Here is a 20949-nt window from a genome sequence, read left to right as displayed (position 1 = left end):
GTCAGTTAATTCCCGTTTTCTTCTTCTTCTTCTTCTTCGTCTTCGAGTGTAGCAAGTCGTTCATCCAGATCAGTGAGTGCCGTTGAGACTGCGGCATCAGTCTCCCGGCGATCTGTTAACTGCTCATCGATGTGACTGACTTGCTCTTCGAGTGCTGTGATCTTCTCCGAGTGCATCTCTACCGTGGCTTGGAGTTGGTCGACAAGACTTGGTAGATCCTCTAGATTACTCGCGTTGCCTCGGCTGTTCACGATGGACTGGGCGACCTCGCTTCCTGCCTCAGTAAGCGCGATTCTCTTTGGAGGAATAGTCGTTCCGTTCCGATCTGGTTGAGTTGTCGTGACTAACCCATCCGGCTCTAAATACTCGGAAACTCGATATAATATTCTGCGGTTGTCCTCAACTGCTGTTGCATCTCGTATCGCGGATGTTTCGAGGGCATCATCTGCTTCATTAAGTGCCTGAAGAATTTCGATCGAGCGCCAGTCTAAGTCGACATCGTCTGACTCCATATATTATATTGATAATCGACTATAGAAAAAAGTTACCGTGAAATCACGTGGTTAAGATTTTACAGTAGAATAGACTCCGGAGGATTCTACAGCATATTCTACAGAGATCTACAGTAGAAAATCGGCGCGTTAGTGTATAGTAGGGAGAGGTACCCAGTTCCGAAGTGAGTCTGATACCCCCAGAGGCTGGTGCACAAGCGAGCTAACAAACCCTCAGTAAAAGTAAGTGAACCAGCGAATAGAGATCACTGGGAGTCCACCTTGAGACAGCAAAGCTGGGAGTCAGAGCAAGCTTAGAACAGCGGGGAGTCCCCAAAGCGAGAGCACCGAAACAAGACAAACCTCCCAACACTGAACTAGCCAATGCAGGAAAATATCTACTCAATCCGAGAGAAGATAAGTAGCTCTGAAAAGGCGATAAAGGAGGGCCGATTCAGTACCGATGAAGCAAGAGACGATACAGCAGCAATGAGGGGTCGATCAGCGCGAGAGCAAGGTATCTTCACCTCGAGAGAGGCGAGTTTCAGAAACTATCGGAATAGAGAACTGTTCATCGGAAGCGCTGTGTCAAACAGAACAGTAGCAAGCCTCGATTACTACTCCGGATAGTCAGTGCTTCCGCTGGCAAAGAAGCCTCTAGAATAAATAACGAGGAGACACACGAGTTCCACACTGCTTGGTAGGTGAGCGAGCATCGGCAGGGGTCCAAGAAGAGCGAAGCACATGAGGGGTCCCCACGAGTAAAGACAGAAGAACAGGAGGTGCCTCGACGCACGATCTCCAAGTCAGTTTCAGCATAGCCTGGGTATCCATCTCTCTCGGAAGAGGGGTACCTCATCAGCGAGACGAGGTACAATCGATTACCGGCAGACAGCAGCGTCAGGGACATGAGGGACACCACTAGCCGGATCGACGATGCCACAGCCAGCTAAGCGGCACAGAAGAAGGCAGTGTCGAGAAACTCGTCGTCTCAGCAGTGCCAGGACGAGACTGAATGACATCACTAATAGAAGTAAGATACTGCCCCAGGACAGCTGTCTGACTCCCAAGGTGGGCTAGTGCCCCTCACCGAGAAAACCGATGAGAGTGGCAGTACTTCCAGGGTCTGGTAGAGATATTAGTGTGAATCAACCTATGGCGTGGGACTCCCAGTCGGCAGTAGCCCCCTGACTCCCCAGTTAAACTGTGTGAGAGCGACGGTGGCAGTGCTTAGATCCCAGTGGTATTTTCAGTGGTCGCTGTTGGCAAAGAGTGGGTGACTTCCCGTAGCACTACTGAGATAGCGTTCTACTCTGGCCGTTGGGACATGCTGTGAGTATCCGAAAGGTGAGAAGAGTGCCTCTGACACTGAGAGAGCAGGGCGACACCCTATTGTCAGTCTATTATCTATTAATGGTTCTCATTGCACTTGCATGGTCTGGAGTACTCTCTGTATTGATCGGTAACAGTGAGCTGAGAACAGTGGACCCCATGCGAGCTGTAGTGTGGGGACCTCAGTCTGCTCTTAGTGACGGTGGACCCCACTGCTATCGAAACGCGATCGCTCGTGGTTTGAGCTCACCATGGAACTACCGTATGAGCCGGCTCCTCAAACGAATGTACCTCAGTATCTACTCAAAACAATTACTGGCGTGAGATCAGCCTGTTCATGCACACTGAGCTGTCGCTGCTTAGAGTATGGGCTCAGAGCCCAGTTGTTCGGCGAGGTCGACAAGATCCTCAGCTACGACGTCGTATGCTGACTCAGCAGGTCGCTCGGTATCATCGGCTCGCTCTGGCCCCCACTCCAGGGGTCGGTGGACGTAGGCGGTTCGAAGTCCTACTTCACGGCTTGCTTCGAGATCCCGCTCGTGGGCCGCGACCATCATGACCTCTGCTGGCTGGAGATCAAGGTAGTCGACTGCGGTCAGATAGGCCTCCTCGTCGGGCTTGTAGTGACCTGAGAGTTCAGCCGACAGAATCAGATCCCACGGGATGCCAGCCCGCTTGGCCATGTTCGTGAGGAGTCGCATGTGACCATTCGATAGCGGGGCGATAAGATAGTCTGTACGGAGTCGGTTGAGGCCCGGAATCGAATCGGGCCAGGGATCCAGTCGGTGCCAAACACGGTTGAGGTGCTCGATCTCCTCGTCGGATAGATTGTCTACCCCGAAGCGTTCGAGGAGTTGCTCGAGCGATTCGCGATGAAGCGCATCGAGATTGCGCCATGGTCTCTCTCCCTGTCGAACACGAGCAAGCGACGGTTGGTACTCCTCGCGCCAGGCGTCGGCAAAGGCTGCCCAATCGACATCCAATCCCTTGGCCTCGTTGAGTCGTTCACCGTCTCGGATGACGCCGCTTCGCCAGTCGACGACCGTGCCAAACACGTCGAAGACGAGTGCGTTCACGGCCGGCAGTGTCATCACGACTCACTCCGTAGTGGGGTGAGTCGCTCAGTTCTCCCGGTCCTCAAGTCGTCCGTTCGTGTTCGGATTCCAGTCTGAAGCATACCAAACCATGACTGTGGAGGATCATCTCTTTTCGGTTGAAGACTGACGGTTCTTCTGCTCTACGAAGATCACTGTTATGCCAGTAGTCTCGGTCAGTCAATCGGGTTCACGTTCGTCTGAGTTTCAAGAATGCTCCGTCACGAGATGGTCCATTAGGAATGCGAATCTCGAGGATTGTGAGTATTGAGTTGCGGGATCTCAGCAAAGTGCTCGTCAGTCGCGATCAGCTCACAGCCAAGCGAGCGAGCAACGCCTGTGTTCAGGATATCCGGTGCCGGAATCGAACTCCCACGATCGAGTAACGCTGCACGGATGTCGGCCGCTTCACGAGCGGCTGATTCGTCGAACGCTACTACATCAGCCCATGCGATCGCATCCGTGATCGTCTCGATCGTCTCACCGCTGGCGGTCGAGCGGATAGCCCCAGCATACACCTCGTAGAGTGTGATCGTCGAAATCGCATACTCGGCTTGTGCGTTCGCCTCGAGATACTCGATCGTGTAGGGCTGTTCGTTGAGATAATCGACGAGAAAGCTGGTCTCAAGCAGCTTCATGCGTCGGCATCGCCGTCTGTATCAGTCTCATCAAAGAGTTCCTGCTCGCTTTCCTGAAAGTCACGGTCGAGTTCGTCGCTCACCGCTTCGACCTGCTCTGCGAAGTCGCTACCGGCGAACGCTCCATATCCGGCTCGGAAGTCCGGTGTCGCCTCGTCATTGCTGTCCGTGGTGCGCCACCATACTACCGAGCGTGCGCCGACAGTCTTCCGATCGACGTCGCCTCTCTCGCGGAGATCGAGAAGGCGCTCGCGGATGGCCCGCCGCCCAATCGGGAGGATGTCGGCGAGCTCGGCTGCGGTTGCCACGGGTCCCGATGTGTGATCGATGGCCGTGAGGATATCCTCATCACTGACCGAGGCAGTGTACTTGCCCCCGGAATCTCGGTTTGAGTTAGACATACGTTCCGCTACGACTGGGAAGGACTTAACCATTGCTCACAAAGCTAATGGAAGGGTTTAACACCATGTATCACGTAGGAATTGGTAGAGACAGACCCGCTCCTTGGGGCATTTCGGAGTTAAAGGATGCCCGCCTGTTGGTGCAGGCGAGCAGGGCTGTCTGGTATTCAACAGCCATGTGCAAGGAAACACTCAGCACACTTGAGTTCGACGCATCGACCAGCAAACGCGCCCAGTACGAAGCCTTCGATTTCGAGCTTGAAGCGCCCGGCCTCGTGACCGTTCGCAATGAGAGCCACGAGAACGCCGACGAGCACAGCTATCGCGTGAACGTCGAGGACGGGATTCCGGTCGCCTGTGAATGCCCGTCTGATACGTATCATGAGGGAGCCTGCAAGCACCGTGTTGCGGTTGCGATTCGCGAGCCTGTGCTTGCGGCCGCAACCGACTACAAGAGTACTGAGGAGCAAGAGGTTGCGACCGACGGTGGGACGACTGTTGAACGGTTAGGACTGGGTCAGCAAGTGGAAGATCGTCCGAGCGATTGTGATTGCATCCCGACGTTTGAGGATCTTCCCTGCTGGCCGTGCTATCGCGATGGTTCCGGATGCCGAATCCACATGCGAAGGTTAATACCGAGAACTGAAGCGGATCATAGTGGTTGGATCGCTCGCTAACAAAGACGATTCCAGTATTTGACGATGAAACAAGCGCGACTGATAGATGATAGCTGGATACCCTCGTCGGCTGAGAGCCATTCAGCGCCCACTCAGAGTAACAAGAGCGAAGTGAGTAGAAATCGGTCGTCCAGCGACGAAAGTGGCGCTGTGCGATCGTGCAACAGCTCACGCTGAGCGGGTTGCTAATGAGCACTTTCTAGCGTTATCTGTTGCGGCGATCGACTGGGAGACCTCAACACGGATGCACCGCTGAAAACAGATGCACAGGAGTTTGCGTTGAAGTTCACGTTTCAGCATTCGGAAGAGATTGCTAAACTCATGCGCGAGGAAGGGTTCGGCGTACGATACGATGTCATAGCGATATCAGTAGATGGTCACCTTGACAACTATTTTAAATAATGTCTTATATTCGCTACTGTTGAATCCTTATTAGAGAGATATGTTCCGAGTTCTACTAGCAATAGACGATAATATTAACCGCGCTAGAATGCAGGCTGAGACAATTGAACAGTTGACGGCTCAGAGGACAGATACGGAAATTACCCTCCTTCATGTGTTCACCGACAACACATCTGGAGCGTCGATCAGTCAGGTTAAAGCGGCACGAACAGCAGAAGACGAGCTAACTGGAATTGACGGTCGTGTAACAATGGATGAGACAAGCGGGGACCCATCCGAGATGATACTCCGCTATATTGAGAACAACGATATCGACCTCATTTGTCTCGGTGGTCGGAAACGCTCTCCCACGGGCAAAGCCTTGTTCGGCAGCGTCACGCAGGACGTCATCTTAGGAACTGACTGTCCTGTACTCGTCTGTGGTGGGAACTCGGATACCTAACCCACTACGAGATTTGAGAAGTATATAATAAATAATTATATTCTATATCCCTCTAAATATTCAAAACACCCTTGTAAACCAGCACACCAGTTCCAGCGGTAACTAAGCGTTCCATAAGAAGGAAGATCATTAAGTATCCGAGTTAGTAACTGAGGTGATAGGTCTTCATTAAAAAATTCTTGCCAAATTCCGTCATCTTCCATTTCGAGTGCCCTCTCAACGACTGACTCTGCTTCTTTGCGATTGCATTCAAAATTTTCCAGGATTATCATCACAAACTGTTCCTCGCTATATGAGTTCATGCGTCTCTTCTCTACAAGTACCATTTCATCATTCTTAATTATTACTGTGGTTGGTCAGGACCCTCAGATTACTGTCGGTAGAGAATTACTATTTAAATGAAATATAGCAACAATTTCTCTTATAAGTCGAATTATAGAACGATAATCAGTCCGTATTACAGCAAAGTATGATATTCGTCCCGACCCAAGTGAGTACCTTATCGCCGTTTTGGTTGTACGCGCGGGTCTGATTTCGGACGTAACCCCGGTCATCACGACTTTTCGATAGTCGGGTTTCAAGGATTTCGTTCTCTACGGTCAGAGTGTCATCAGCGTACACGGGTGTCAACCACGAAAGTTCGTCTAACCCAGGCGAACCGATACTCGCTGTCTCAGCAAGGAACTCATCAACAAACAGGCGCATACAGACGCTCGCAGTATACCAACCACTAGCGATCACTCCACCAAAGACAGACTCTGTTGCTGCCTCTTTATCAATATGTATTGGTTGAGGATCGTACCGCTCGGAGAACGCGATCATCTCGCCTTTCGGAATCGTGTAGCTTCCAAGGTCTCTGACTGTCCCAGCTTCAGTATCTTCGAAATAAATATTAGACATCAAGCAGCCATTTGGCCTCCATTGGCATAAAACAAGTTGTTTTCTATTAGCCTTAGAAAGAAATAAGGATTCACTACGCTATTACTAACGGCATAAATAGATGCCATGAGAGGTAGGATCGTTGTCTTGACCAAACGTGGTCATCCACCAATCCTACATGTTCGTGATCAGTCTCTCAGCGCGTTGATCCAGCGAACCGGAACCGTTTCGAACCACAAGTTGACTCGGAGCGCTCGATATTGAGGGCGGCTTGGAGAGAGTGGCGATTCAACGGCATAGATTTGGGAATATACCGAGAATCATAATATCGATTAGATCTGTGTTGGTAGCCAGAAGCGGTCTCCGACTAGCAAAGCACCGTTCGTGAGCATCACGTATGATGTTATTCTCCGAACAAAAAATCAATGAATATTTGCGACGTAAAGCAGATCGGGAACTGACTTTGGTGTCCGGTCGCCAGTAAAAGTAGTGAAAGACAGGTAATCCGACTGGCTACATACAAATAAGCAAAACGACCGTTCATTCCCGTCGGGCGACGAGTTCATGGTTCTCGTAGGAAAGCACAATCTCCTCGCGCTGGTTCGTCACGGTGATTGCCTCGTGGACGATCCCGACACTCGGGTCACTCTCGGAGAGACGGGTGTTGAGGACCTCGTTTCGTACGGAGATCGTGTCGCCGGGCTCAATTGGCCGGTGCCAGCGTACGTCGTCGATTCCGAGCCCGCCGACGACCGCACGCTCGCTTCTAACGTCCTCAACGAGGAGCCTGACCGAGAGACAGAGCGTGTGATAGCCGCTCGCGATGAGGCCGCCGAAGCGGCTCTCGGCCGCGGCCGCCGGATCTGTGTGTATCGCGAGCGGGTCGTACCGTTCCGCGAACTCCACGATGTCGTCCTCAGAAACGGTCGTTTTGCCGCAACGAACGGTGGTTCCGGGTTCGATGGCCTCGAATCGGATGAGGTCGTCTGATCGGCGCATACGAACGCTACCTCGACGCCCATCAAAGCCGTTTCCGATTCAGCCAGCGTAGCGCATTATGATCCGACTCCGAACTCGCTCACAGACCGGGGTAGTCGTCGTACCACGGATTGGCCCGTTCGTAGGCCGCACTCGCTGGATCACCGACTCCGTATCGAACGGCAGACCGACGATCTGCAACCTGACCGGCAGTCCGTTGGCCGTCAACCCGCCGGGACCGAGGCAGCGGGCAGGCCATGAGGTTGCATGCCGCTGTGATGGGTCCGTCGTAGACCGGGTAGGTACCGACGCTGTCGACCTCGGTTGAGCCGAGAACGTCGTTCGAGAACGGCACCGTCAAGACGGTCAGCACGACGAGGAGGTCGTGCTCCTCGAACACGTTCTGGAACCCGAAGAACGTCTCCATCCAGACACCCTCGGTGAGTTCGTCGTCCAAGCCGGTGAACTGTTGTCCTTCCTCGACGCGCTCGACAGTCACTCGGCGTGGAAGATCGGAATAGCCGACTTCAAGGGCAGTGAGAAGTGTCTCACGCGAGCAGTTCGAGGATCGACGTCGAGAGGACAGACACGCCAATCGGGAGGACAGCCTCGTCGACGTCGAACCGCGGCGTATGGTGACCGCTTGGATTGCTCGCGCCGATCCCAAGGTAGGTCGCAGTGCCGCCGTTTCGGCTGACGTTCCGCATCAGGTAGGTCGCGTCCTCGCTGGCACCCAGGGTATCCCGTGGGATGACGTCGTTAACGCCATCAATACCCTTGGTAACGTCGGCAACGAGATCGACTAGCTGTTGGTCACAATCCCACCGGATCGCCTCCCCGATGACCGAGACGTCGACCGAGCAGTTGTGCATCGTCGCCGCGGAGTCGAGACACCGGTAGACCGACTCACGCATATACTCCATCAGTTCGGTCGTGCCGCCGCGGACCTCCGCCTTCGCGGTCGCACGATCGGCGATCACGTTGGCAGCGTTCTCCGACCGGAGCTCGCCGACGTTCACTCGCGTTGTCCCCTCCGCGTGGCGAGGAATTCCGTACATGTTGCTGGCGGCGGTTATCAGCGCTTGGACTGCGTTCCGTCCTGCGTTCGGCGCGAAGCCGGCGTGTGCTGACTCTCCCTCGAAGGTGATGTCGAACCGAGAGAGCGCGAGCGCCTCGTCAAGGCCGGCCACGATGGTCCCCGTGGATCGATCGAGACCGACGTGCGCGCCGAGCAGGTGGTCAACGTCCTCAAGGTGGGAACCGGCGGCCATCGCCTTCCCGCCACCAAGGAGCTCCTCGGAGGGTTGAAAGAAAACCTTGAGGGTCCCTTCGAAGTCGCTTTCGAGAACCGTTTCGAGGACGCCGATCCCGAAGGTGGCGTGGGCGTCGTGACCGCAGGCATGCATGTACCCCTCGGTGGTCGATCGGAATCCCTCGGAGGCGGGCCAGTGGTCCGCGTCGGTCGATTCGGTGATCGGAAGCGCGTCGATGTCGACCCGGAGGCCGATCGTGGGGCCCGCACCACGATCGAGGACCGCGACAACCCCCGTATTTCCACCGGCGAGCCGGTCCAGGAGGTCCGGTCGATCAGTCTCTGCCTCCGCCCGTTCGAACCACCGCGCCAGCGTCTCGCCGTCGGGGACGCCGAGGCGCTCGTCGCTGTCGAGCGCATCTGGACCGACGTGTATCTCGTCGACGCCGAGGCACTCGAGTTCCTCAACGATTCGGACGGTCGTCCGGAACTCACACCACCCCGGTTCGGGGTGGCGGTGGAAGTCGCGTCGCAGTTCGATCAAGTCGTCCGTGTCGGGTGTGGTAGTGTGCATCGGTAGTCTATCCGTGTAACGTCTCGTCCGTTCGGTGCCGACTTCAACGGATGGGATGACATGATAAGATGTGGCATGATCATCAGTCGTCCATCCTGGTGGGCGACTCGATCAATCCCTGTTCCCACATCCAGCGGGCGGCGAGGATCGTCCCGAAGACGGAGACGACGATCACCGCATACAGCGGGAATCCGGGGAGGAACGCGAGCAATCCCAGTTCCAACGACAGGGTCATCGCGAGCCCAATCGAGAACCCGATCGCCGCGACCTTCGGATAGTCCCGACCGAACTGGGCAAAGATCGCGCCGAAGACCGCGGGGACGAGATAAGACTCCAGTGCGCTTCGCCACAGCTCCGGCAGCGCCTGGAACGCCGAGACGAGCGCGACGGCGCCGATTCCGAGCAGCGTCGTATTGACGATGATCGAGGCTCCGATCGCGATCGTGGAGATGATACTCGCCTCAGGAGTTCCGGTCTCGACATCGGCACTCTCTTGGGCCGCTGCGGCACACGGCAGTCGGAGGTTCGAGATGTTCCCGGAGAGAAACGCCATGTACGTTCCCGGGACCCCGAGAACCGGATAATAGGAGATCGGCTCTACGATCCAGAAGATTCCGAACGCCCCCGCGACGGAGACGAATGCACCAATGATTGCCTGCGTCGGTGGGAGAATGCCGAAGACCGACAACAGAACGACCGCGGGACCAAGCGAAAGAGCCACCGCCAGGAGGTTCGTCCGCCGTCCCCACGTGTTGATATACGGAATGAAACGCTCCTCGTAGACGGATCCACCGTCCGTCGCAACCGTTCCGTCACCGTCGGATTCGCTAGTCGAGTCGCCCATTTTACCACCAGCTCCCAACAGTCACCTGAATAGCCACGCCGACGAGGAGTCCGACGACCATCGCCGTACCAAGCGCCCATTCTCTGACCCATTGAGCGTCTCTTTTATCAGCTATGTGTAAAACGACCAGCATCACTAAACCACCGGCGGCGACCGAACCGGTTTCTGGGGTTCCGGCCGGGATCTCTCCCGACAGAAAGTAGGCGAACGCGCCGAGCATCGCCGCGGAACTGACGACCGGGATGAGGTCGTCCTTCCCGTTGGCGATCTTCCGTCGAGCCGACTCCATGTGTGGCGTCCCCAATGCCGAGACCAGCAACCATCCCGTCCCGCCGAGCGTCATGGTCCAGACCGCGGTGGTGTACGCCTCCCGCGTGATGTCCCCGTCACCCAGGCTGTATCCGAATTGACTGACGCCGATCTCGGCGGCAGGGAGCTCGAAGGCGACTGATCCGATCACGGACAGCCGCATCCACGCGACCGGCCCGCCGACCGTCGCGATCAGGGCCAGCATTCCGGCCAGCACCGCGAACGCGGGACCGATCGCCGAGATGAACCCGGTCTTGAACCCGGAGCGGAGCTGTTCGTCGGATAGTCCCATCTCCTTGCCGTCCTGCCAGGCACGGCGGAGGAAGATCGCCGCTTGCAACAAAACGACGGAGACGACCGGGACCGTCGCGAGCCACAACCACCGGCTGTTCGCGATGTCCATGTACGCCGGAACAAGCGAAAAGGCCTCATACCACATGGTGACAGCTATCATTATTTCAAGGCATCTATAAATAGATGCGGGTTTTTCTAACCTGAACCGGAGCGTTCAACACCCCGGATCACGAGGACGGAACCAGTAGTGGAAGGAGTCATTGGGAGCGTCCTCACCGATCCGTTCGCGGTGATGAACGCGATCGGACTGATCGCGTTCGCGCTAGTGGGTGCTGCAAAGGCGATACGCGAGCGGTTCGACCTGTTCGGCGTCGTCGTCGTCGGGCTCGCGACGGCCTTCGTGGGCGGCGCGACGCGCGACGTCCTCATAAACCGGGTCCCGCTGGTGTTGAGTTCGCCCGGCGAAATCGCGCTCGGATTGTTCGGCGTGTCTCTCGCGGTCGGGGTGAGCGCCGCCCTCGAGTCGCCGGACGACCACCCCGTGACGGTTGTCTCGGACGCCGTCGGCCTCGCCGCGTTCGCCACGGCCGGGTCGATCGTCGCAGCGGATACGGGATTATCGGGCTTCGGGATCGTCGTCGTCGCGACGATCAACGCGGTCGGTGGAGGCGCGTGTGCGGACGTCCTGCTGGACCGGCCGCCGTTCGTCCTCCTCACTGATTTTTACGCGAGCTGTGCCGTGTTGGGCGGAGGGGTCTTCTGGACGGTCACGGCCATCGGTGGCGCCGAAAGCGTCGCCGCCGCGCTGTGTGCCGCGGCCACGGTCGGAACCCGATTGGCCGCGGTCACCTACGGCTGGGAGCTGCCGACCGCACAGCGGATCGGGCAGGCCCTGACGTGGCCACGGACGGAACGGAGGCGCTAGCGGCGGCTCATCACGACGGCGCCGACCGTGAGGCGTCCTTGGCGATCGATCCCGATGACGTGGCGATACCAATGGACCCGAACGATACGCCATCCGGTCAACGACTCACGTGCGATCAGTGGGCGCTGAGCGTCGTTCGAATCGGTTCGTTGCTCCGGACCGTGAGTCGAGACAGTCTCGTTGAATCCGCCGGAGTATACCAACGTTGAAGAGGCCCTAGATCGCTGTGGTAGACGATGCGCGTCACAGTACTTGGTGCCGGCACCATGGGCCACGGCATCGCACAGATAGCCGCACAGGCCGGAAACGCCGTCACGATCCGGGACATCGACAACGCGATCCTCGAGGACGGCCTCGACGCGATCGAGTCGAACCTCCAGGGGGGCGTCGATCGGGGGAAGGTCAGCCAAGAGGAGAAGGCCACGACGCTCGATCGGATCGGGACGACGACCGACCTCGAGGAGGCTGTCGACGGGGCGGACCTCGTCATCGAGGCGGTCCCGGAGGACCTCGGAATCAAACACGACACCTTCGAGGAGGTCAAGGCCGCTGCGCCCGAGGAGGCGGTCCTTGCCTCGAACACCTCCTCGCTGTCGGTCACGGAGATCGCGAGCGTGCTTGACCGACCCGGGCGGGCGATCGGGCTTCACTTCTTCAACCCGGTTCACATCATGGGGCTCGTCGAGATCGTCGTCGCCGAGCAGACCGACGAGGCGACCGTCGCGTTCGCCGAGGGGTTCGTCGAGGAGATCGGCAAAGAGCCGGTCACGGTCCGGGACTCGGCGGGCTTCGCCTCCTCGCGGCTGGGTGTCGCCCTCGGGGTCGAGGCGGTCCGGATGCTCGAGACTGGCGTCGCCGGACCACGTGCGATCGACCGGGCGATGGAACTGGGCTACAACCACCCGATGGGACCGATCGAGCTCACGGACGTCGTCGGCCTTGACGTCCGCCTCGACATCTTGGAGTATCTCCAGGAGGAACTCGGCGAGCGGTTCCGCCCGCCCCAGTTACTGCGCCAGAAGGTCCGTGCGGGCAAGCTCGGCAGGAAAAGCGGCGAGGGCTTTTACGTCTGGGACGAGGGCGAGGTCGTCGGCGTTAGCGGCGACCTGGAGGGGGGGCGATGAGCGAGAGCGCCGATCCGAACTCCGAGGCCGTCGGCGCCGAGTGTTCGACCGTCTCGGTGGCCGTCGGCGACCGGGTCGACGGCGTCGCAACCGTGACGCTCTCACGCCCGGAAGCGAGAAACGCGCTCGACGCGCAGTTACGGGCAGAGCTCTCGGACGTGCTCGAGGCGATTGAGGACGACGACCGCGTCAGGGTGGTCGTCCTGACCGGCGACGACGACGGGAAGGCATTCGTCGCCGGGGCCGACGTGAGCGAACTCCGCGAGCGCGACGCGATCGAGCAGCGAGAGGCAAGCAAACGACCGCGGATCTACGAGCGGGTCGCCGACCTTTCGAAGCCGGTGATCGCCCGTATCAACGGCCACGCGCTGGGCGGCGGCTGCGAACTCGCGCAGGCCTGCGACGTCCGGATCGCCCACGAACGCGCGAAGCTCGGCCAGCCCGAGATCAACCTCGGGATCGTTCCCGGCGGCGGAGGAACCCAACGCCTGCCGCGACTGGTTGGGCAGGGACAAGCGATGCGGCTGATTCTCTCTGGCGAGCTGATCGACGCCGAGCAAGCCGCGGAAATCGGCCTCGTCGAGGAGGTCCCCGAGAACTTCGACGAGCGCGTCTACGACCTCGCGGGATCGATGGCCGAAAAGAGCCCGGTCGCCCTCGAGTTCGCGAAGACCGCGGTCCAGGCGAGCGCGCGGATGGACCTCTCGTCGGGTATCGACTACGAAGCCGAACTGTTCTCGCAACTGTTCGCGACCGAGGACAAGAACGAGGGGATTGACGCGTTCTTCGAGGACCGCGACCCCGAGTGGCGAGGACGCTGACGCGTCGGGATCAGGATTCGAAGGGAACGAGCATCGACTCATCGAACGGCACGGCCGCCCCAGAGCGGTCGAAACAGCCGTACTCGGTGATTCCCTTAATACTGACCTGGTCGTCGGCGAACAGGGTATGCTCGACGCGGACCGTCTCGCGATCGACGGCGATCACGTCGCACTTGACGCGCAGGGTCGACTCGAAGGGGACCGGCGCCGTGTGCTCCCAGCGCCAGTCGCGCAGTCGGAAGGGCTGTTTCTCGCCGCTCAGTTCCCCGAGGCTCGTCCCCCGCTCGCGGAGGAACTCCTCCAGAGCAATCCCGGCGAACCGGGGGTACTCCTCGAAGTACGCCAGCTTTGCCCCCTCGATGTGCGGGCTCCGGATCGGGACCGACGATTCGAACGTCGGGTGGCTCCCACCGTCGCTATCGGTCGCCTCGCCCGGGCCGACTTCGGGGTCCCAGTCGACCAGCTGGTCGGTGAACGCCGATCGCACCCGATCGGGGAGCGGGAGGGCGGTGCCGTCCGGACCGATCGTCACGTGGGTCATCCGCGCGGTCGCCAGCGTGCCGCCCTCGCGGTCGGTCATCTCGTAGAGGAGTTCGACGCTGGAGGTCCCGACATTTAGGGGGACGACGTCGACGTCGACGCGGTCCTCGATGGTGGGGTATCGTTCAATAGTGGTACCCACGACCACCGGTGCGAATGGGATCCCGCCGTCGTCGAGGATCTCACCGAAGGAGTACTCGACAGCTGCCGCCACCTGCTGGGTGGCGATCAGTTGCCAGTCGAAGACTGTCGCGCCGTGTATCAGGGGTCCCGCGAGCTCGCCGAACTGCACCCGATGGGAGGTGATCGTTTGCACGCTCTCTCATGGACCGTCGATCACTACTAGCCTACAGGAACCGGCAAACGACGGGGCGTTACCGGGGGCGGGATCGGGTGATGGCGCGTCACTCCCCGGAAAAATCAGGATCGCGCTTCTCGCGGAAGGCCGCGATTCCTTCGCGGTGGTCGTCGGTGTCCAACAGGGTGCTCTGTGCGAGCGATTCGAGCAGACCGGCCGACCGGGTGTCCGTGTCGCGCGCCGCGTTGACAACCCGCTTCGCCAGCCCGAGCGCCTGTGGCGGCCGGTCGAGCAGCGATTCGGCATACGCGCGGGCTGCGACTTCGGGAGCGTCCTCGACGCGCTCGACCAGCCCGATCTCCCCCGCACGCTCGCCGTCGATGAGTTCCTCGCTGAAGATCATGTCCTTGGCCCGGCCGGGGCCTACGAGGTGGACGAACCGCGAACAGCCCCCGAGGCCGGGGAGCAGCCCGATATTGTGCTCAGGGAAGCCGAGCGTCGCGTCGGGCGCAGCGATCCGGACGTCACACGCCAGCGCGAGTTCGAGGCCGCCACCGACGCAGGTCCCGTCGATCGCGGCCAGAACTGGTTTCTCCATCGTCTCGAGTCCGTCGAAGACGCGGCCCAGAACCCGCGAGTTCGCCCGGAACTCTGTGGTCGTCCAGCCCTGGGCCTCCTCGAAGAGGGCGACGTCGGCACCGACCGAGAACACCTCCTCCGTGCCCATGACGATCACGACGCGAACGCGGTCCTCGCGCAGTACGTCGAGCGCCTCGGCCAGGTCGTGGCGCATGCGCTGGCTAATCGCGTTGACCGGATCGTTCGCGAGCCGAAGCGTTGCGATCCCGTTCTCCTCTACAGCCAGATCGAGCGTGTCGAACTGCATGCCTCGGTCGTCGTCTTCCGGGACCATAGTTCAATCCCACTCGGGTGCCCGTTTCTCGAGGAACGCCGACAGCCCCTCATCGAACGCGTCAGAACCGCTCACGTCCTTAATCGCGACCCGTTCGCGTTCGAGGTGCTGGTCGAGCGAGCCCTCGAACGCCGTCTCGACCAGTGCCTTGGTCTTCGCGTACACCTCGGTCGGACCGGCGGCAAGCGTCGCCCCCCGGGCCGTGACGGCGTCGAGGAACTCGGATTCGGGGACGTCGTATGCGTCATTGGCGAGACCGAGGTCGACCGCCTGGGTAGCTGTGATTGGCTCCGGCTCGAACAGCAGCTCTCTGGCTTTGTACGGCCCGACGGTGTTGACGAGGAAAAAGGGCGTCGCATTGTCGGGGGTCAGTCCGACGCGCGCGTATGCGGTGTTAAGCACGGCCTCGGCGTGCATGAAGACGAGGTCCGACGCGAGGACGAACCCGAGCCCGCCGCCGGCAGCGACCCCTGAGACGGCCGCGATGACGGGTGCGGGGAATTCTCGGACTGCTCGTATGAAGCGGTTCGACGCCGCGGCGATCGTATCGATTCTCGCGGGGCGCATCTCCTGTGGCGTCCGCTCGATTGCCCCGAGGTCGGCACCGGCGGAGAATCCCGACTCTCCGTAGAGTACGAGACAGCCGACGGCATCGAGGTCTCTAACGGCGGCCGCCATCGACTCGACCTTCTGTGGCTGAAACGTATTTAATGTGGTCTCTCCAGATTCCATCACTAATCGAGCGACCTGTTCGTCCTCGATGTACTCGACACGGACCTCGTCATGAACATACTCAGTACGCAACACTGATGATCACCTCCTCTTGATGTGGCAAGTCCCGCTGCATATCCTCACAGTGCTCATAACACGTTTTACTCATTACTGGACCCCCAGATACTGCTCCATTGCTGACCGATCCGCGAGCAGTTCGTCAGCCGACGATTCGTGAACGATCTCGCCCGTTTCGAGTACGTACGCCCGATCAGCTAATCCAAGAGCCATCTCGGCATTCTGTTCGACGAGCAGGACCGTCACGCCCTCCTCGTTGAGTTCACGGATGATCGACTCGACGTCCTTGACGATCTGCGGGGCGAGTCCTTCGCTCGGTTCGTCGAGCAACAGGAGGTCGGTTTCGGGACCCAACAGCGCCCGTGCGATGGCGAGCATCTGTTGTTCTCCGCCGCTCATCGTGCCGGCCTTCTGAGTGCGACGCTCGTCGAGGCGCGAGAACCGATCGTAGACCTCCTCGATCCGCTCTCGCTGGTCGGTATCGGCGGTGTGGGCCGCCAGTCGGAGGTTCTCATCAACAGTCAACCCGCCGAAGACGCGCCGTTCCTCGGGGATCCACGAGATCCCCCGCTTTCGGACTTGGTGGGGATCCAATCCGTGGATCGACTCGCCGTCCTTTTCGATCCGGCCCGATTTAGCCGGCGTCAGCCCCATGATACTGCGGAGCGTCGTCGTCTTGCCGGCCCCGTTGCGGCCGACGAGTGCGACGATCTCCCCATCGCCAACAGAGAGCGAGACATCGAACAACACGTGGCTGTCCCCGTAATAGGTCTCGATCGAGTCGACGGTTAATCGTCGACTGCTACTGGAGCGCGGACGCGCGTCATTCTCGCCGCCAACGTCAGTGAGTTCACTCATTTCACTCACTCCCCAAGTAGGCCCGCTGAACCCGTTCGTCGTTTCGGATCTGATCGGGAGTCCCCCGTGCCAGGACCATTCCTTCGTTCATGACTACGATTTGATCGGAGATGTCCATAACGATATGCATGTCGTGTTCGATAAGTATCAACGTGATATCCGATGCGATCTCCTCGACCAGTTCGACTGTCTCTCGTGTTTCTTCGGGACTCATCCCGGCCGTCGGCTCGTCCATCAGAAAGAGGTCGGGATCGGCTGCGAGCGAGATCCCTATCTCCAGATGTCGGCGCTGTCCGTAAGAGAGATTCGATGCCGTCTCGTCGGCCACGTTTGACAGGTGAACGCGCTCCAGGATTCGATTAGCTGACTCAGTCGCCACATCGAGATCGCGATGGTGGGCGAGGAAGTCCCGCGGTCGGAACCCGGTGTAGGGGGCTTGCGTCGCCAGTCTGACGTTCTCGCGGGCAGTGAGATCCGCGAAGAAATTGTTTATCTGAAACGACCGGACCAGCCCACGCTCGACAAGGTGGTGCGGCTCTTTCCCGTCGATTCGGTCACCACGGAGCGCTATTCGACCCTCCGTCGGTTCGTACTTACCTGTAAAGAGGTTGAACAGCGTGGTTTTGCCCGCGCCGTTCGGACCGATTATCGATGTGATCCGGTCGGCAGGGATCTCCAATGAAACCCCGTCAACCGCCGTCAACGTCCCGAACTTCTTGGTCAAGTCATCGGTCGAGAGTATCGGTTCGGCGTCTCCGTCCGTTGGATCAGTGGTATAGCTCTGTGTCATCCTCTCACCTTCTCTACGTAGTTTCGAAGTGCCTGTTTCACATGGGTAATCGTGTTACGTGGGTCATTTTTGATCGAAATGAGCGTGCCGGCGAGCCCTCGGGGTGCAAATATAACCACGACGACGAACACACTCCCGAGGATGATCTCCCAGGTCGCGAAGCCGGCGAGGCGTTCTTCGAGGTAGATGACGAGCGCACCGCCCAGCATCGGACCCCAGAGGGTCCCCATCCCGCCAAGCAACAACATTACGACAAGTTCGCCGCTGATCGTCCAGTGCAGTAGTCCGGGCTGTGCAACGCTCTGGAACGGCACGTACAGCCCACCAGCCAGTCCAGCGAACCCGCCACTGATCGAGAACGCGAGGAGTTTGTACCGCTGGACGTCGTAACCGATGAACTGCATGCGTTCTTCATTCTCACGAATCCCCTGCATCGTACGGCCAAAGGGTGAGTTCGCCACCCGAACGAGGACGGCGAACGACACCAACACGAGCACGAGCGTTAGGTAGAAGTATAGCAGTCGCGAGGTGAAGTCGATTCCAATGGCCTCGTATAGCGGGATACCGAACAGACCGTCGTCGCCGCCGGTGATCGTCTCGACATCCAGCACCGTAGCGGGGAGGTCCGTAAACACGATCACGTAGAACATCTGGGCGAACGCAAGGGTCAGCATCGCGAAGTAGATCCCCTTTGCGCGGACACTGAACCAGCCGATGAACGCCGCGACGGCGACCCCTACAAGCATCGATGCCGGCAGGACAACCAGTGCATTCGTCGTCACTTCGCGTATCGCGAGTGCAGCTGCGTATCCGCCGGCGCCGAACATGGCTGCATGTCCGAACGACAGGAGACCAGCGTAGCCGAAGACGAAATCCAAGCTCAGTGCGAGTAGTGCGAACACAAGCATTCGCGTCAGAATGTTCAGCCAGAACGGTTCAAATGCCTGTGCGACTGGAGCGAACACGGCCAGGACGCCGGCGACGACCAGTGCTGCGAGTCGCCCCTGGGAGGAGAGTACTTGTTCGCCAATTGGCCCCGTGGTCTCCCCTATTCCAATCGCCGTTTTCAGGTCGGCTGCGAGGTTCATGACTGACTTCATATCAGGCTGCCTCCGTTGCGCCGAACAGGCCGCTCGGTTTCACGATCAGGACTGCCGCCATCAGCGTAAAGATGAATAGATCGGTCAGCGCAGGCGCAATCAGGGCGCCGTAAGCGATGACGAGCCCGATCAACAGCGCCGCGTAGATCGCTCCCTTGAAACTACCGAGCCCACCGATGACAACGATGACGAACGCCTCGATGATGACGCCGAATCCCATGCCAGGGTGGACCGACCGCGACGCGCCGAGCAAGACGCCGGCGACCGCCGCGAGCACCGACCCAAAGACGAACACCCCGGTGAACACCTTCTTGACGTCGACGCCAAGAGCATCAACCATCTCCGTGTCGTGGGCGCTCGCCCGCATGAGGATCCCGAGGTCGCTGCGTTCAATGGCGATCCAGATCGTCCCGATCAATACGGTACTGAGCACGAGCACGAACAGCCAGTAGACCGGGTACGTGACAGGACCGAAAGAGACCGATCCGGTGAGCAGGTCGGGGGCCGGAATCCGACGGGACTGTGACCCCCAGATCTGGACAACGATCCCCTGGACCATGATCGCGATCCCGAACGTGAGCAAGATGTGATACAGCGGGTTGCGGCCGTACAGCGGACGCAACGAGAGGATTTCGATGGCGGCGCCGATCAGCCCGACGATCAGTGGTGCGAGCAACAGCGCGAGCCAAAAGCTCCCGAGGCTCTCGCCGACGAGCAGGCCGAAGTACGCGCCGAACATGTATAGCGCCCCGTGGGCGAAGTTGATCACGTCCATCATCCCGAAGATGAGCGTGAGTCCGGCGGCGACGAGCGCAAGCGTCATTCCCAACTGGAGGCCAAGCAGCGTCGCCCGGAGGAGCGACTCGATCATATCGCCTCCGATCCGTTCGGCAATCGGAATAGGTGTCGTAGCATCGTTCTCAGTCTATGCTGCAGCCCCATGTTGGCAGATCGATGTCCTCTAGCGTGTCGACGACCCGGTTCTCAGGCCCGTCACTCCCCTCGACGACCTCGCGAACGTACATGTTCTGGACCGGGTCGTTCGTCTTGGGGTGGAACCGAAAGCTCCCACGCGGGCTATCGATCTCCGCGCCGTTGAGCGACCCGGCGAGGTCGTCAGGATCCGAACTTCCAGCGTCCTCGATCGCCATGGCGAACGCCTGTGCCGAGTCGTAGCCTTGGCACGCGTAGACGTTCGGTCGGGTATCGTGGGTGTCCGCGTAGCTTTGGGCGAATTCCTGGTTCCGCTCTGATTGATCCGTGGGAGTGTAATGAAGAAGCGAGAATTTTCCGAGGGCCGCCTGACCCTGTGCGGGAAGCGTATCCTCCGAGAGTAGAAAGCCGCTTCCGGTCTGGGTCATCGTCCGGTCGAGGCCGAACTCGTGGAACTGCGTGACGTAGTTAACCGCGTCGCTGCCGGCGAAAAAGGAGTAGACCGCTTCGGCACCACTGTTCTCGATCTCGCCGAGGTAGGGCGAGAAGTCGTCAGTCCCGAGCGGAACGCCGACTTCGCCAACGACCTCACCGCCAGCCTCCTCGAAGGCCTCTCCGAAGAATCGCTTCGAGTTCTGCCCGAACGCGTAGTCAGCGTACGCGAGAAACACGTTGTCCGCGACGTTCTCGTAGACCCACGGTGCCAGTGGTGCGCTCGTCTGCCAATCGTTGAACGAGGTGCGAAAGTGATACGGCAGACAACCGTCCTGAACGAGGCGGTAATCGCCCGCGTTCGCGTTGAGCCAAATCGCGCTTGACTCGTTTTCGACCGTCTGCATCATCGCGGTCGCGACCGCACTCGAGACAGGCCCGACCAGCACGTCGGACCTGGACTCGACGAGCAGTTCGCGGGTCGCGGAGACGCCGGCATTGGTGTCGGCCTCCGTGTCTCTCGAGATCGTCTCGACTTCTTGGCCCCCGATCTCGCCGCCCTGTTCGTCGAGGTACTGTTCGAACCCGTTGACGATGCTCTCGCCAAGCAGCGAGTAGACGCCCGTAAACGGCAGTACGAATCCGACAGTAAGGGTATCCTCGGATCCGCCGAGACAACCCGTCAACCCCACCGTCGTACCAAGTAGGGCGCTCGTCTGTAGGTATCGGCGTCTGGATACCCCCGATGATCCCGTCGCGGAGACCTGTCCTTGTGTGGTAACTTCACCCGCGTCTCTGTGAGACATACCCGTTTCGAGG

Annotated in this window: 23 protein-coding genes; 5 read left to right on the top strand and 18 right to left on the bottom strand. The window is 59.3% G+C overall.

Translation table 11 applies throughout. The features are described from left to right. Positions 1–5: 5 nt before the first annotated feature. From HAPAU_RS18445 to HAPAU_RS22105, 4 genes are all read right to left on the bottom strand, one after another. Positions 6–512: a hypothetical protein gene (locus tag HAPAU_RS18445; RefSeq protein ID WP_066385581.1), complete on the bottom strand. Its 507-nt coding sequence runs from the start codon at positions 510–512 to the stop codon at positions 6–8. Between the two features lie 1670 nt (positions 513–2182). After that, positions 2183–2914, bottom strand: a complete 732-nt coding sequence (locus tag HAPAU_RS18440; RefSeq protein WP_066385579.1) for a haloacid dehalogenase type II — start codon at positions 2912–2914, stop codon at positions 2183–2185. A 239-nt stretch (positions 2915–3153) separates the two neighbouring features. Further along, the gene (locus tag HAPAU_RS18435; RefSeq protein WP_066385576.1) at positions 3154–3555 is read right to left on the bottom strand and encodes a PIN domain-containing protein; all 402 of its coding nucleotides are present in this window, start codon (positions 3553–3555) and stop codon (positions 3154–3156) included. Then, positions 3552–3956 (bottom strand): hypothetical protein, encoded by a 405-nt coding sequence (locus HAPAU_RS22105; RefSeq protein WP_211263638.1) that lies wholly within the window; start codon positions 3954–3956, stop codon positions 3552–3554. The genes HAPAU_RS18435 and HAPAU_RS22105 overlap by 4 nt, the downstream gene beginning before the upstream one ends. A gap of 176 nt (positions 3957–4132) precedes the next feature. Here HAPAU_RS22105 and HAPAU_RS22640 point away from each other — a divergent pair, with 176 nt between their 5' ends. Both HAPAU_RS22640 and HAPAU_RS18420 read left to right on the top strand, forming a co-directional pair. Continuing rightward, the gene (locus HAPAU_RS22640) at positions 4133–4633 is read left to right on the top strand and encodes an SWIM zinc finger family protein (RefSeq protein WP_245634245.1); all 501 of its coding nucleotides are present in this window, start codon (positions 4133–4135) and stop codon (positions 4631–4633) included. 442 nt (positions 4634–5075) lie between these two features. After that, positions 5076–5477, top strand: a complete 402-nt coding sequence (locus tag HAPAU_RS18420) for a universal stress protein (RefSeq protein WP_066385573.1) — start codon at positions 5076–5078, stop codon at positions 5475–5477. 447 nt (positions 5478–5924) lie between these two features. Here the strand turns inward: HAPAU_RS18420 and HAPAU_RS18415 are convergent, their stop codons facing one another. The 6 genes from HAPAU_RS18415 to HAPAU_RS18390 form a co-directional block, all read right to left on the bottom strand. Beyond that, complete coding sequence (locus tag HAPAU_RS18415; protein WP_066385571.1) at positions 5925–6377, bottom strand: MaoC family dehydratase; 453 nt, start codon at positions 6375–6377, stop codon at positions 5925–5927. 519 nt (positions 6378–6896) lie between these two features. Then, positions 6897–7355 carry a MaoC/PaaZ C-terminal domain-containing protein gene (locus HAPAU_RS18410; protein WP_066385569.1) on the bottom strand — a complete coding sequence of 153 codons (459 nt, stop codon included), beginning with the start codon at positions 7353–7355 and terminating at the stop codon, positions 6897–6899. A 79-nt stretch (positions 7356–7434) separates the two neighbouring features. Continuing rightward, complete coding sequence (locus HAPAU_RS18405; protein ID WP_066385568.1) at positions 7435–7833, bottom strand: hypothetical protein; 399 nt, start codon at positions 7831–7833, stop codon at positions 7435–7437. Positions 7834–7882: 49 nt separating this feature from the next. After that, positions 7883–9160 (bottom strand): amidohydrolase, encoded by a 1278-nt coding sequence (locus HAPAU_RS18400; protein ID WP_066385567.1) that lies wholly within the window; start codon positions 9158–9160, stop codon positions 7883–7885. A gap of 82 nt (positions 9161–9242) precedes the next feature. Further along, positions 9243–10004 carry a hypothetical protein gene (locus HAPAU_RS18395; protein WP_066385566.1) on the bottom strand — a complete coding sequence of 254 codons (762 nt, stop codon included), beginning with the start codon at positions 10002–10004 and terminating at the stop codon, positions 9243–9245. Between the two features lies 1 nt (position 10005). Continuing rightward, entirely contained in the window at positions 10006–10767 is a 762-nt protein-coding gene (locus HAPAU_RS18390; protein WP_211263637.1) for a DUF5058 family protein, read from the bottom strand. 132 nt (positions 10768–10899) lie between these two features. Between HAPAU_RS18390 and HAPAU_RS18385 the strand changes: the two genes are divergently transcribed. The 3 genes from HAPAU_RS18385 (at position 10900) to HAPAU_RS18370 (ending at position 13477) form a co-directional block, all read left to right on the top strand. Next, positions 10900–11532 (top strand): trimeric intracellular cation channel family protein, encoded by a 633-nt coding sequence (locus HAPAU_RS18385; protein ID WP_066385863.1) that lies wholly within the window; start codon positions 10900–10902, stop codon positions 11530–11532. Between the two features lie 236 nt (positions 11533–11768). Next, on the top strand, positions 11769–12656 hold the full coding sequence (locus HAPAU_RS18375; RefSeq protein WP_066385564.1) for a 3-hydroxyacyl-CoA dehydrogenase family protein: 888 nt from the start codon (positions 11769–11771) through the stop codon (positions 12654–12656). After that, positions 12653–13477 (top strand): enoyl-CoA hydratase/isomerase family protein, encoded by an 825-nt coding sequence (locus HAPAU_RS18370; RefSeq protein ID WP_066385563.1) that lies wholly within the window; start codon positions 12653–12655, stop codon positions 13475–13477. The genes HAPAU_RS18375 and HAPAU_RS18370 overlap by 4 nt, the downstream gene beginning before the upstream one ends. Before the next feature lie 10 nt (positions 13478–13487). Here the strand turns inward: HAPAU_RS18370 and HAPAU_RS18365 are convergent, their stop codons facing one another. From HAPAU_RS18365 to HAPAU_RS18330, 8 genes are all read right to left on the bottom strand, one after another. After that, positions 13488–14333, bottom strand: coding sequence for an acyl-CoA thioesterase (locus HAPAU_RS18365; protein ID WP_066385562.1), 846 nt, complete (start codon positions 14331–14333; stop codon positions 13488–13490). 88 nt (positions 14334–14421) lie between these two features. Continuing rightward, on the bottom strand, positions 14422–15201 hold the full coding sequence (locus HAPAU_RS18360) for an enoyl-CoA hydratase/isomerase family protein (RefSeq protein ID WP_066385861.1): 780 nt from the start codon (positions 15199–15201) through the stop codon (positions 14422–14424). Positions 15202–15231: 30 nt separating this feature from the next. After that, a complete protein-coding gene (locus HAPAU_RS18355; protein ID WP_066385561.1) occupies positions 15232–16035 on the bottom strand; it encodes an enoyl-CoA hydratase/isomerase family protein in 804 nt (267 codons plus the stop codon). Between the two features lie 72 nt (positions 16036–16107). Next, entirely contained in the window at positions 16108–16875 is a 768-nt protein-coding gene (locus HAPAU_RS18350) for an ABC transporter ATP-binding protein (protein WP_066385560.1), read from the bottom strand. A 1-nt stretch (position 16876) separates the two neighbouring features. Beyond that, a complete protein-coding gene (locus tag HAPAU_RS18345) occupies positions 16877–17665 on the bottom strand; it encodes an ABC transporter ATP-binding protein (protein ID WP_066385556.1) in 789 nt (262 codons plus the stop codon). Further along, positions 17662–18765: a branched-chain amino acid ABC transporter permease gene (locus HAPAU_RS18340; protein ID WP_066385554.1), complete on the bottom strand. Its 1104-nt coding sequence runs from the start codon at positions 18763–18765 to the stop codon at positions 17662–17664. Before HAPAU_RS18340 ends, HAPAU_RS18345 begins: the two co-directional genes overlap by 4 nt. 1 nt (position 18766) lies before the next feature. Then, positions 18767–19636 (bottom strand): branched-chain amino acid ABC transporter permease, encoded by an 870-nt coding sequence (locus HAPAU_RS18335; protein ID WP_066385552.1) that lies wholly within the window; start codon positions 19634–19636, stop codon positions 18767–18769. Positions 19637–19685: 49 nt separating this feature from the next. Further along, the gene (locus tag HAPAU_RS18330) at positions 19686–20936 is read right to left on the bottom strand and encodes an ABC transporter substrate-binding protein (protein ID WP_084383895.1); all 1251 of its coding nucleotides are present in this window, start codon (positions 20934–20936) and stop codon (positions 19686–19688) included. Between the last annotated feature and the right edge of the window lie 13 nt (positions 20937–20949).

The sequence above is a fragment of the Halalkalicoccus paucihalophilus genome (assembly GCF_001593955.1).
Lineage (GTDB): Archaea > Halobacteriota > Halobacteria > Halobacteriales > Halalkalicoccaceae > Halalkalicoccus > Halalkalicoccus paucihalophilus.
Note: the sequence above shows the minus strand (reverse complement) of the source record. Positions and strands in the feature narration are given on the sequence as shown.

Coding starts and splice junctions, on each gene's coding strand:
- HAPAU_RS18445 (WP_066385581.1), bottom strand. CDS start 512: ATGGAGTCAGACGATGTCGACTTAGACTGGCGCTCGATCGAAATTCTT.
- HAPAU_RS18440 (WP_066385579.1), bottom strand. CDS start 2,914: ATGACACTGCCGGCCGTGAACGCACTCGTCTTCGACGTGTTTGGCACG.
- HAPAU_RS18435 (WP_066385576.1), bottom strand. CDS start 3,555: ATGAAGCTGCTTGAGACCAGCTTTCTCGTCGATTATCTCAACGAACAG.
- HAPAU_RS22105 (WP_211263638.1), bottom strand. CDS start 3,956: ATGTCTAACTCAAACCGAGATTCCGGGGGCAAGTACACTGCCTCGGTC.
- HAPAU_RS22640 (WP_245634245.1), top strand. CDS start 4,133: ATGTGCAAGGAAACACTCAGCACACTTGAGTTCGACGCATCGACCAGC.
- HAPAU_RS18420 (WP_066385573.1), top strand. CDS start 5,076: ATGTTCCGAGTTCTACTAGCAATAGACGATAATATTAACCGCGCTAGA.
- HAPAU_RS18415 (WP_066385571.1), bottom strand. CDS start 6,377: ATGTCTAATATTTATTTCGAAGATACTGAAGCTGGGACAGTCAGAGAC.
- HAPAU_RS18410 (WP_066385569.1), bottom strand. CDS start 7,355: ATGCGCCGATCAGACGACCTCATCCGATTCGAGGCCATCGAACCCGGA.
- HAPAU_RS18400 (WP_066385567.1), bottom strand. CDS start 9,160: ATGCACACTACCACACCCGACACGGACGACTTGATCGAACTGCGACGC.
- HAPAU_RS18395 (WP_066385566.1), bottom strand. CDS start 10,004: ATGGGCGACTCGACTAGCGAATCCGACGGTGACGGAACGGTTGCGACG.
- HAPAU_RS18390 (WP_211263637.1), bottom strand. CDS start 10,767: ATGATAGCTGTCACCATGTGGTATGAGGCCTTTTCGCTTGTTCCGGCG.
- HAPAU_RS18385 (WP_066385863.1), top strand. CDS start 10,900: ATGAACGCGATCGGACTGATCGCGTTCGCGCTAGTGGGTGCTGCAAAG.
- HAPAU_RS18375 (WP_066385564.1), top strand. CDS start 11,769: ATGCGCGTCACAGTACTTGGTGCCGGCACCATGGGCCACGGCATCGCA.
- HAPAU_RS18370 (WP_066385563.1), top strand. CDS start 12,653: ATGAGCGAGAGCGCCGATCCGAACTCCGAGGCCGTCGGCGCCGAGTGT.
- HAPAU_RS18360 (WP_066385861.1), bottom strand. CDS start 15,201: ATGCAGTTCGACACGCTCGATCTGGCTGTAGAGGAGAACGGGATCGCA.
- HAPAU_RS18350 (WP_066385560.1), bottom strand. CDS start 16,875: ATGAGTGAACTCACTGACGTTGGCGGCGAGAATGACGCGCGTCCGCGC.
- HAPAU_RS18345 (WP_066385556.1), bottom strand. CDS start 17,665: ATGACACAGAGCTATACCACTGATCCAACGGACGGAGACGCCGAACCG.
- HAPAU_RS18340 (WP_066385554.1), bottom strand. CDS start 18,765: ATGAAGTCAGTCATGAACCTCGCAGCCGACCTGAAAACGGCGATTGGA.
- HAPAU_RS18335 (WP_066385552.1), bottom strand. CDS start 19,636: ATGATCGAGTCGCTCCTCCGGGCGACGCTGCTTGGCCTCCAGTTGGGA.
- HAPAU_RS18330 (WP_084383895.1), bottom strand. CDS start 20,936: ATGTCTCACAGAGACGCGGGTGAAGTTACCACACAAGGACAGGTCTCC.